The sequence below is a fragment of the Actinocrinis sp. genome (genome assembly GCF_035938995.1).
Classification (GTDB): Bacteria; Actinomycetota; Actinomycetes; order Streptomycetales; family Catenulisporaceae; genus DASZGI01.
This window is the reverse complement of sequence record NZ_DASZGI010000172.1, coordinates 1-3,564: the sequence shown is the minus strand read 5'-3', so window position 1 is coordinate 3,564 and position 3,564 is coordinate 1. Positions and strand designations below refer to the sequence as shown.

Here is a 3,564-nt window from a genome sequence, read left to right as displayed (position 1 = left end):
GTGGTGTAGTTGTTGTTGGGGTCGCTCTCCCACGTGATCGAGCCGTCGGGGTTCTTCTTGATGTACTTGTATTCGAAGTAGGTGCTGGCCGGCAGCGAGACGGCGGCCGACCAGACGGGGTAGGTCGCCGCGGACAGCGGGATCGCGTTGTTCGTATTCCAGCTGCCCAGGGCCGGGATCGAGCCGACGACGTAGACGTTCTGTCCCCAGTAGGTCGTGGCGTTCACGTCGAAGGTGGTCTGGATCTGGGTGGCGTCGGCGTAGCGCTGGGCGACGATCGCGGGGGTGTCTACGGTTCTGCCCGCGCTGATGTCGATGGCCAGGCGGACGTACTGGGCCATGGCCCACATCAGCGGTGTGGAGGAGTTGTCCGGCTGGCCTTGGGTGAAGCCGTCGGCGCTCGAGGTGGGCCAGATCTGCTCGGAGATCTGATAGCCGGCGTTCGCGGCGTTGGCCATGCTGCCCAGCATCGCGTTCGCGTCGGCGGTGTCGCCGATCTGCACGTCGTATTCGCCGCGCTCGCCGGACAGGACCGGCCAGGGGCGGCCGACCCCGGCCCCGGTGTAGTCCGCGCCGCTGGACGTTTCACCGTAGCCGTCGTGGTCGTAGCGGCCCCAGTAGGTGCCGTAGCTGGGGATCACCGTCTTTATGGTGGCGTCGACCGCGGCGAGTGAGTTGGTGATCTGTGCGGAGGTCGGTGACTTGATGCCGAGCCGGGTCAGCTCCAGGAAGCCCTGGTCCACGATCGCCCGCTCGTCCCAGGTCCCGCCGCCGTTGGAGATCGAGACGCTGTCGCCGTTGTTCGGGTTGCCGTTCGGGGTGATGCGCACGTAATACGAGCCGTTGCCGATCGATCCGGTGGTGGTGTAGGTGTCGGCGTCCACGGCAGCCTCGAACGTGTCGGCGGTGGACAGGTACGTCGAGGAGTCCGTGCTGTCGCCGTTGGCGGTGGCGATGCTGGAGGCGCAGACCAGCCCGGCGATCTCGGCGGCCATGGTGGAGGGCGAGTATCCGCCGTTCTCCTCCCAGCGCTCCTGCCCGGTCCTCGGTCCGTTGGCGACCAGGTAGCCTGCCAGGGTCTTGAGCTTGCCCCAGGTGGTGGAGTCGGTGCGGCCGAGCTGGTAGGCCAGGATGATCGGGAAGGCGACCTGGTCCATCTGGGTGCCGCCCCAGACCTGGGTGCCGTTGAGCCACGAGTTCTGCTTCACGTAGCCCGACGAGGTCTCCTCGTAGTTGAGGATGTACGTCAAGGCGTCGTTCGCGTCCGCGGTGTCCCCGGCCGCGAGCAGTGCGGTGGCCATCTGGTACTCGTCGCGGGTCCACACCAGGTGGTAGCCGTGCTGCCCGCCGCTGTTCGCGCTCACGCTTGCGCCCCACGGGGTGTTGGGCGCCGCGACGAAGCCGCCGACGTAGGTCTTGTCCTCGTCCGCCTTCACCTCCATCAGCGAGACGTAGTACTGCTGGAGCAGTTTCGCGTTGCCGGTCACCGAGGACGGCGCGGCGTTCAGTCCGGACATCCAGGAGTGCCATCCGGACCGGAACGAGGATTCGGCTGTGGCGAAGCCGGCGCCGAGCGAGGCCGAGGCGTCCGAAACCGCCGCCGCCGTGCTCGCGTCGAAGGCCAGCGCGAGGGTGAAGGTGGTCGAACCGCTGGCGGCGACGGGGATCTGGCCGGTCTGGGTGATGTGCCCCGAGGTGGACACGCCGCTGTAGCTGGTAAAGAGATTGTGGTTCGTCGCGAGCAGACTGGCGCCGTCGCTGCTGGTGCCGGCGAATCCGGTGTTGGTCGCGACGAAACCGGTGGACGCGGCCATCGCGCTGGAGACCGAGCCGTTGGACGCGGTCAAGTCCCCGCTCGCGTCCGCGCCGCCGATGTTGCCCATCCCGTCGTTGTTGAGCGCCGGGCTGTACTGCGCATAGAGGTACAGCGCGGTGGGGGACTGGTTGGTGAACGTCGTCTGGACCAGGACCACCGAGCGGGACGGGTCGGCCACGTACGTTTTGGTGATCGTGTACTCGCCGCTCGCCGCCGTGTTCGTCTGCCGCCACTCGAGCGAGGTCGGGTCGGCCAGCGCGATCGCGTGCGAGGTGTTGGCGACCTCGTTGTCGGTGAACGACGAGCCGTCCGAGACGTAGAACTGGAGCCCAAAGGTGTCGGTGTTGTCAACCTGCGGATACATGACGTTCTGCAGCTGGCCGTCGCCGAGGGTGTACCAGATCTTCGAGCTGGGGGAGAGCGCGTCGGCGAAGCCCTGGGTGTGCGGCTCGTCCCAGAACGCGTTCGAGCCCGGACCCCCGCCGGCGGTCGCGGCGGCGGCCGGAACCGCCGACGTGCCCAGTGCGATGGTGGCGAGTGTCGCGGTCGCTGCCACGACGGCCGTCAGACGACGTCGACGTGCGGATCTGCGCGCATGCATAGGTTCTTCCTTGAACCCTTCGGATAGTGGCGAGCAGGACGTGACCGGGTGTAGCCCCGGACGCGTGCGACGGCGCCGCTTGGTCCGTGCCGTCGCTTGCCTGCGGTGCATCCGCCTGCGCACCGCATTGTTGTGACGGGCAACGTATTGCCGGGGGAGGCGGACCGCCAGAGCTGGACAAGCCGTGACGCGTACGCCCCGTTAAAATGTTCGTAATGAAACAGGGTGCGATGACGCTCGATGGGTTATCGAGCTCCGACATGGTATTTCAATCCACACGGCCGTGCGTACGCGGCCGGAAACGTGCACGGATCTTGCCGCGCCGCCACAGTACACTTTTCGTTCGCAGCGTCACCATCGTTGTGCCTTACAACAAAGGCGGGCTGGCGGACACTGCGACTGCCGGCGATGGCGGCTCGTAGCGACGGCGCCTTGATGGCCGTGCTGCTCGCGCAGCGGCGCGAGAACCTGGCTGACGGACTGCTACGGCGTCGGGAGTGGGCGAGGCGGCAGCGAAACCGGGACTACGAAGCGGCGGCCTTCGGCGGCGGTTCCGCCTGCTCGGTATCCCGGGCCAGGGCCAGGCTCGCCTCGATGCCCGCGGTCGCCCGGAGGCACTGCCTGTCCAGCATTCCGGACCTGAGTTGACGTGCCAGGTCGCGTGCGTCGTCGAGGTGCAGGAGCGCCTCGTCGAAGGTGTGCAGGCGCCGGTGCGAGTCGGCGAGGGCGAGGTGCGTTTCCGCGATCAGCCGGGGGTCTTGGATCGAGCGGGCGACCTCCAGTGCCCGGGACAGCTCGTCCAAGCCTTGGCTGCCCGCGCCGCTGCGCACGTGCACGGTGCCGAGCGCGATCAGCGCGCTGCTCGTGAAGCGGGGCTCCTCGTTCGCGAGGGCCAGTTCGAGCGCCTGGGTCGCGGCTTTCAGTGCTTCGTCGAGGTCGCCCAGGTCCCGGTGCGCCTCCGCCAGGGCTCTGAGGGTGTCGCCCTCGTTGCGCCGGTCGCCGATCCGCCGGTGCAGGTCCAGCGCTTGGCTCAGGTATCGGATCGCCAGCTCGAGGCTTTCTCGCTCGCGCGGACCCGGGTTCGGCTCCCGGCCGCGGTCCGCGTGCGCGGCGCCGAGGTTGGCGAGGGTGACGGCTTCGCCCGCGA

Annotated in this window: 2 protein-coding genes; both read right to left on the bottom strand. The window is 68.1% G+C overall.

Annotated elements, in window-relative coordinates; genetic code table 11:
• A partial coding sequence (locus tag VGZ32_RS12455; protein ID WP_326886126.1) for a glycoside hydrolase family 15 protein occupies nt 1–2,372 on the bottom strand: 2,372 nt, incomplete at its 3' end.
• Between the two features lie 569 nt (nt 2,373–2,941).
• A partial coding sequence (locus tag VGZ32_RS12450; RefSeq protein WP_326886125.1) for a tetratricopeptide repeat protein occupies nt 2,942–3,564 on the bottom strand: 623 nt, incomplete at its 5' end.